At 41.6% G+C, this 7,557-nt stretch carries 7 protein-coding genes; 2 read left to right on the top strand and 5 right to left on the bottom strand.

Translation table 11 applies throughout. The features are described from left to right. Positions 1-207: 207 nt before the first annotated feature. The 4 genes from G1O98_RS35435 to G1O98_RS35450 all read right to left on the bottom strand — a co-directional run bounded on the left by G1O98_RS35435 (position 208) and on the right by G1O98_RS35450 (position 3,799). Positions 208-1,443, bottom strand: coding sequence for a DUF445 domain-containing protein (locus G1O98_RS35435; RefSeq protein ID WP_163938693.1), 1,236 nt, complete (start codon positions 1,441-1,443; stop codon positions 208-210). Between the two features lie 271 nt (positions 1,444-1,714). Next, on the bottom strand, positions 1,715-2,407 hold the full coding sequence (ubiE, locus tag G1O98_RS35440) for a bifunctional demethylmenaquinone methyltransferase/2-methoxy-6-polyprenyl-1,4-benzoquinol methylase UbiE (RefSeq protein WP_163938696.1): 693 nt from the start codon (positions 2,405-2,407) through the stop codon (positions 1,715-1,717). Positions 2,408-2,518: 111 nt separating this feature from the next. Further along, positions 2,519-3,475 (bottom strand): response regulator, encoded by a 957-nt coding sequence (locus tag G1O98_RS35445; RefSeq protein WP_163938700.1) that lies wholly within the window; start codon positions 3,473-3,475, stop codon positions 2,519-2,521. A gap of 111 nt (positions 3,476-3,586) precedes the next feature. Further along, positions 3,587-3,799: a hypothetical protein gene (locus G1O98_RS35450; RefSeq protein ID WP_163938703.1), complete on the bottom strand. Its 213-nt coding sequence runs from the start codon at positions 3,797-3,799 to the stop codon at positions 3,587-3,589. 286 nt (positions 3,800-4,085) lie between these two features. On the opposite strand from G1O98_RS35450, the gene G1O98_RS35455 reads away from it, so the two are divergent. After that, complete coding sequence (locus G1O98_RS35455) at positions 4,086-5,174, top strand: RuBisCO accumulation factor 1 (protein WP_163938706.1); 1,089 nt, start codon at positions 4,086-4,088, stop codon at positions 5,172-5,174. Between the two features lie 53 nt (positions 5,175-5,227). On the opposite strand, the gene G1O98_RS35460 is transcribed toward G1O98_RS35455, so the two are convergent. After that, the gene (locus tag G1O98_RS35460; RefSeq protein ID WP_163938709.1) at positions 5,228-6,457 is read right to left on the bottom strand and encodes an ATP-binding protein; all 1,230 of its coding nucleotides are present in this window, start codon (positions 6,455-6,457) and stop codon (positions 5,228-5,230) included. Positions 6,458-6,580: 123 nt separating this feature from the next. Between G1O98_RS35460 and G1O98_RS35465 the strand changes: the two genes are divergently transcribed. Beyond that, on the top strand, positions 6,581-7,557 hold a 977-nt coding region (locus G1O98_RS35465; protein ID WP_163938712.1), incomplete at its 3' end, for an ATP-dependent helicase.

Consider the following 7,557-nt stretch of genomic DNA (forward strand, 5'->3'; position numbering starts at 1 on the left):
TATCCGACACACGACCTTTGATTTCCCCACCCTTCAAATGTACGGAGCTTTTTCAGAAATCAAATATTAGTCCTATAGAGCGAGAATTTATACAATTACTACGCACTTTGCTTGGGTATTGATAACTCATATCTCTTGCCAAGAGCCGATCGCTCAATTTCGCTCATTTCAGAATTTGGGCAACTTGCAGCTATGATCTGACAAAAATTAATATTGACTTAATACTAAAAATACTGTCTGCAATAAGCCAATAACAAAACCTAAAACACCACCTAAAGTCACAATGGCTTGCAATTCATTTTTGACAATTCCCTCGATAGCAGCTTCTAAATCAGCAGGTGAAGTTGATTTCACCCGGTCAACTATCACTTGATCTATGGATAAAATCGGAATCGCCTGTGCCACAATTACTTCTAAATCTTTTTCCAAATACTTATCTAAAATTAGAGCCAACTCTTGACTCATAACTTCTAAAGAAGTACTGAGAACCGATGAAGTACTAAGACGATTCAGTAGCACTACAGCAATATTTTCCCAATCAACAGAATCAGTTAATCCTTGTAAAAAATCGCTGCCACTGTTTTGGAGGTAATGGCGGACACTTTCGCGGGTGGTCTTTCGCAGTTGACGCACCGTACCCATCGGCAAGTTTTGTAATGATAAATTTTGCAGGAATTTCCTGATGCGATCGCGTATTTGCAAATCTTGAGTCAATTCCTGCAAACGGTTGTTGGTAGCTTCTTTCTCATCTAAGCAAAAAGTTCGTAGCCGTGTAAGAGTGTTGCGTAAGCCAAATAAATTTGCTACAACCCAATAAGTACCACTGGTTTTTTCACGGAACCCTTCATCAATAATTTGAATCGTGCGATCGGTCAAAAAATCAACTATCGCTTGGCGCAGCATATCCGGTGGTAAAACTACTTCTAACAACCAATCAGCAAGCCTTGTAGCTTGTTCTTCACTCAGTTGAAATTCCAGCAATATTTGGTCAAAAATTTGATTGATTTGCGCTTCCAGAAAGTCTTCACGTCGCGCTAAAACCTTGAGTAAGCGAGGTAAGGATTCCCCTAGCAAATCCCGCAAAATTCCCGCGACAATTTTGGCACTTTTCTCGTTTTTTTCTGTGTTGATTTGTTCAATCGCCAACCGCAACAACCAGAGAATTGCTGCTTGCACGCGTTCTGTTTGTAACAAACGCCGTGCCAAATTTTGCAATTCTTGTGGTGTCAACAGTGACCCCATAATGGTCTTGGAAATGTTCAGCGCTAGACGTTCCTGGTTGCGGGGAATCAAGCCAGGCGTGAAGGGTACTCTTCGTCCAGCAATGTAAATTGCTTTGTAAGGACGGAACAACATTTTGATGGCTATATCATTTGTGAAATAGCCAATAATTCCACCCAGTACCGGGGGAGACACATAAAGCCAAAGATGAGACCAGTCCACAGGATTTTGGATTTTGGATTTTGGATTTTGAATTCTAGATTAGAAATTAGGGATTGGGGATTGGTAATTGGCGATTATTAGTTATGAGTTGTTTTTCTACTAACTACTAACGATTTTCCATTAGCCATTACCTATTCCGCAGTCCCCAATCCAAAAGACGTTCGCAGACTCGCTCTAAGCGAATCTATGCCATTGGCAAAGCCTCTCGTTCGCATTAGCGTCTCTGAAAGAGAAGAGAAGGCTTTACGTCACGCTATCCCAAATCTAAAATCTAAAATTTGCTGACTACCAGCACTCCCATCATACCGTTCGCAATGGGGTAGTGTGTGGCAAGAGCAAAACCAACTTGACGCGCTAACTCTATTTGCTCTTGGCCTATGGGAAACCGGTCTAAGCTGGGACTGATGTAAGCATATTCTTCTTTTAACCCTAAATAATTGGCAACTGGCACCACGAAACTATCCAGATACAACTGCTGAAAGGCACGTAACTGAGGATTGCTCGGTCGATGAAAATCCAAAATTGCAGCTTTAGCACCCGGTTTCAAAACACGGTATAACTCTTGGAGACTACGAGGAATATCTTTAACATTCCTTAAACCATAGCCCATTGTTGCGGCATCAAATTGGTTGTCATCAAAGGGTAAATTTAGCACATCTGCTTCTACCCAGGCGATCGCAGGTTGAGGGTATTGTTTTTGGGAACGTTCTTTAGCAGTTTCTAGTAGGTTGCAGGAAAAGTCCACTCCATATACATATCCTGTAGCTCCCACGCGCCTTGCCAAACGTAAAGCTAGATCGCCACTACCGCAGCACAAATCTAATGCAGTACCACCCGATTTAGCCGCACTCCATTTAACTGCCATTTCCTTCCAAATTCGATGCTGTCCCAAACTCAACCAATCGTTCAATTGGTCATAAACTGGAGCAATACGGTTAAAGATGGATTGAACTTCGTTAGTCATTGGTCAATAATTCATTGGTCATTGGTCATTAGTCATTCGTCATTTGCCAAGGGTAAAAGACAAATGACATAGACGCGCTAGCGGCTTCCCGCAGGGTAGGACAAATGACAACTACACAATGGTTTGATGGTATCCACTGCTAGTCAGAGCGATCGCCACCAGTTGTGCTGATAAATTAATTAGCATTAATTCATCTTCCCGCAAAGTGCAAGGTTGTTTCCACTGTAGCGATAATACGCCCAAAATTTCATTATGATAGCTAATTGGGATAACTAAATGTGCTTGCACACCAGTATTTTGGTAGTGAGTAGCATCAATTAGTTTAGTGTCTTTAGGTACATTTAAAGAAACTTGCATTTGCCCAGTGGCGATCGCTTGCGTTGTTAATGGGTCAAGAGATAGCCAATTCTCTATTTTACCTGTATCGCTGTAAGTTCCTTGAGTCGCAATCAGAGTATTTCCATTTGTAAGTTGTAAAATACAGCCTTCTGTCCCAAAAGTCTCACTCACAGCCTTGGCGATTGGAGCGAGAGTTTCCTCTAAACTAGAAGCTGCTTGAGTTACCTGTACTAAAACACTCAACAGCGCCATTTGAGCATGAGCGCGGCGTAATTCTTCTGTACGTTGCTTGAGCAAGTCGTAGGTTTCTGCTGCTCTTTGCACTACTGCCTTTAGTTCTCCTGGGTCCCAAGGCTTGGTGATATATTTGTAGACTTGTCCAGCATTAATTGCCTCTACCAAGTCTTCAATATCAGTAAATCCAGTGAGAATTATTCTGACCGTATCGGGAAACTGAGGTACAGTTTTGCTCAGAAATTCAGTTCCTTTCATTTCTGGCATCCGTTGATCGGAGATAATTACAGCTACCTCCCCTTCTGCGGCCAAAACTTGTAGGGCGTTCACTCCACTATCAGCTTTCAGAACATTAAAGTCGCGTCGAAAGGTGCGATAAAGGAGATCGAGATTATCTGGCTCATCGTCAACTACCAAGATTTTCAGCTTTTTCGGCCGTTCGAGAGTCATTACTTGATATTGGACTTTATCAATTTCGACACTGGGATTATCCATAAGAAATTTCCTTTAAATATTCACTATCTTGTTATATTCCATACCAAGCTTAGTTGAGAATAGCTAAAAATTGCCAAGGGTTTATACGGAGCTACTTTGCATATTTTAAAACTATAAGAGTGAGCTATACAGAGAAAAATTATCTGCCAAAATATCTGAATTAGGAAATACTGCACCAAAAAAACCAACTAAATCAGCGTAACTATGTCGATTTTCATCATAGTAGGACTTACGTAAAACTATACGCGGTAGGGGCAATAGCCGCAGGGGTACGCTACCGCTAGTTCCTTGATGCCGGGAAACCCTTCCACCGGACTGGCTCACGCTTTGCGTCTACATAAATTGCCCTAAGAACAAAATTTAGGGTTCAGCTAAAGTTTTGCATAGATTAAGGTAGGTTCACAAATCTCCTTTGGATACAACTTGCACTAAAGACATACAGATGTGCGTAGTGTTACTTGTAGAATGGCTTGGAATTAGATTGGTTGAAATTCCAACCTCTGCCTCTTTCTGAACTCAAGACAGTAGGTCTGGGTAATTCTATAGATTAGAATAAGACTTGCTCATGAGGTGTTAATCATCCTCTCAAGTTGAAGCTCGCATCCCGATTATGACTGATCTACCACCCAACGCTCAGAATCCCGAAGAAAATGCTACCAACGATGTAGCACAAGAGTTACTACGAAGACTGAGGCAAAAACAAGGCAACTGGGTGGAATGGGGAACGGCGATCGCCTCGTTGCTAAAAACCGGTTACAATCCCCAAGAAATTTTTGAGGCGACTGGATTTGAGCCAATTCAACAAAATCAGGTAGTTGTTGGTTCTCAAGTTTACAATTCTTTGGAAAACTCTGGAGTATCGGAAGAAACGCGATCGCACTATGCCACACGCGGCAGTGATGTTTTATACGAACTCCGTTTGCTCACCCAAGAAGAACGCGCCGCAGCCGCCGAACTGATCTTCTTCCACAATGTTGATGCTGATGAGGCACGGGATATAGCAAAAGCACTTAAAGAGTTCTCTTATTACCGCACTTTACCAGAAGGGTTTTCTGCCCATCCTGGAGATGCTGTTGCTCATCAAGTTTGGAAACTGGCACGCCAAAATGCAGATTTACAACAGCGATCGCGCCTGATCGCCAAAGGTTTACGTTTTGCTCACACGCCAGCAGCAAGGCAAAAAATTGAACAACTACTGACTGATTTTACTACCGTTCCCCAGCGTCCAGCGCCAATTTTACCCTTTTACCGCCTGGAATTTGAAGAACAATTACCCCGAATTTTGCCCGTAGTGGGTGAGTTGCCATTATCACGGCAAGATTTGCAAGCTGTGCCGATATTGACAGAAATTGAACCATTTCGTCTGGTTAAGTTTTCTGGAGAGCAAGCTTGGGTTCCATTACCAGGATGGCAAGTGCTATTGGCGGCAGAAGATCCAGTAGTGATTTTAGCGAATAGCGATCGCTTTCCCATCCAAACCCAAAGCCAAGTCGGGCCCGTTGTAGTTGTGATAGATCGTGCCAAACGAGAATGGGATGCCTCTAGCTATTTTGTTGTTGAAAAGGGTGGTGAATTAGATTTTCAGTGGTTTGAAACTGAGCCAGAAATTCCTTTACTAGGACAAATTATTATCATTGTGCGTCCTAAGAAAATTCTGGATGAAGAATTAACTAAGGATTCCTGGCAGATTGATGAATAATTGAAGAAGAATTTAGAACAGAATTCAGAATTCTGTTCTGATAAACTTTCCTTTTACTTTTCTAAATCTTTGGCATTAACAATTGTACTGCTCATTTGTTCTCGCAAAATTGCGACTTGAGAAATCATGATTTTCTCTAGCGCCCCAGTTTCCATCGCTCCCATCCAACTAATCATTGACGAGAGAAATAATTCTTTGAGGTAGGCAAAAGAAAAGCCTTCTGTCAATACAGCAATCTGACTTACAACCTCCTCAGATAATCCCATTCCACTGTTTAATTTATAATTCCACAATGTGATGTAGGTTTCTCGTTCGGGAAACGCTGGCAGATCAAAATGATATTTCCGATCAAAGCGGCTGGGGCGATCGCTAATTGCTGAATCTAAACGTTCTGGATGATTAGTGGTTGCAATAGTCACAATTCCTTGATTAGAGGCAAAGCCATCAAGTTCATTTAAAAAGAAAGAGCGGTTTTCATCATTTAATAGAGAATCAATATCTTCTAATACCAAAACACACGGGGCAGACTGCCGTGCTTGTTTGAATACTTTACGGATATTGTCGCTATCAGTAGCATATTCAGATTTAAAGCTTTTAACGTATAAGCAAGGCTGCTGCATTTGGTTAATCAACGCTTTAACTGTATGCGTTTTTCCATTTCCTGGTGAGCCAATAAATAAAATACCACGTTTCCAAGGAACACTGTAATTTGCGTAAGTCTCACGGGAGGCAAAGAAGTTTATCAAATCATCTTGAATATCTTGTTTAAGAGTTTTATGCAAAACTAGATTCTCAAAAGTTGAGCTTTGAATAGATTGAAAGAGTTCGGGATTTTTATCCCAGTAACCATCTTCAAAAACTAACAGTTCATCACGAATTTCTGAGTTCCACTCACAAACTGCGGCGAAAAACTTTTCAGCTACTTCTGAAGTATCTGCCAAAATCCAAGAATAGCGAGTTTTACAATAACCTTCATTCCAACTCATTAAGACGACATCAAGTTTATTTCCTTGCCATGAAACTTGAAATCTGGCATTTTCATTATATTTATAAATCTCGTTATCCATGCCATTCCAACCAGTAAGCATCTGGTTATGGATATGATTATCATATTTAATTTTGCAGAGATTTGCCTCAGCGTATTTTTCTAAATTGAAAGAACTATCATTACTTTCCAGCAATGCTTTTTTAGGATAAATAGCTGCTATCTCCTGACTAACATGATAGGAAATAGCATTATTAGATAAGCTAAGACCTTGTGTAATTATTTTTTGAATTTTCATATTTATTTATTTTTCTGGTTAGTTAGAGCTTAGAAAGATATCAAATTAAGCTAATCTAACATTAAGATGGCTGAATTGTGAATTCTTGCTTAAAGAATTATTCTTCCAAATATAAAATTTGATATGTCAGACTCTAAATTTACTACTCCTGTGGCTCAAGAATCCCTCCACTCAGAATTGTCTGAGCGATCGCCTGTTCCTAATCTGGGGGAGAAGATTCTCGCAATCCGCAACAGTTTACGCCCCGGACAACAACAAATGGCTGACTGGGGATCTGGCCCTTTGGCTATTTCTGCCGTTCCTGGCGCAGGCAAATCTACTGGGATGGCGGCGGCGGCCGCGATCGCGATCGCGCGTCAATATGAACGTTATGCCCAATCGCGCCCATCCTCGCGTCGTCATCTGGTAGTCGTCACCTTTACTCGTTCTGCTGCTGCCAATATTAAAGCAAAGATCCGCAAATTCTTACGAGATGATTTATCTCTACCCCAGACGGGATTTTTTGTCTATACTCTACATGGTTTAGCGTTAAATATTGCTAGCCGCCATTCGGATTTATCCGGTTTGCAGTTAGAAAATGTCACATTGATTACACCAACTCAAAGTCATCGCTTTATCCGCACAGCTGTAGAGCAATGGATTGTAAATAATCCCGGAATATATTTGCGGTTATTAGAAGGTCATCAATTTGACGGAGAAGAGACAGAAAGGTTGCGTCGTCAATCGGTGCTACGAACAGAAGTCTTACCGGAATTGGCGAATACGGTAATTCATGAAGCAAAAAGTTCGGGGATATCGCCAGAAAAACTGCGGGAGTGGAGTAGACAAACCACAGACGAATATACAATTTTGAGCGTAGCTGCGGGATTGTATGAGCAATATCAAAACTTAATGCGATCGCGTGACTTCATCGATTACGACGATATGATTTTAGCCGCACTGCGTGTTTTAGAAAACGACAGCGCCCGTCGCATTGAGCAAAACCAAGTTTTCGCTGTCTTTGAAGACGAAGCCCAAGATTCTAGCCCCCTACAGACGCAGCTGTTAGAAATTTTGGCACGTGATGGGGGAGATGAGGCAGGAGGCAGGGGGCAGGGGGT

Source organism: Nostoc sp. UIC 10630 (assembly GCF_010747425.1).
GTDB lineage: Bacteria > Cyanobacteriota > Cyanobacteriia > Cyanobacteriales > Nostocaceae > Nostoc.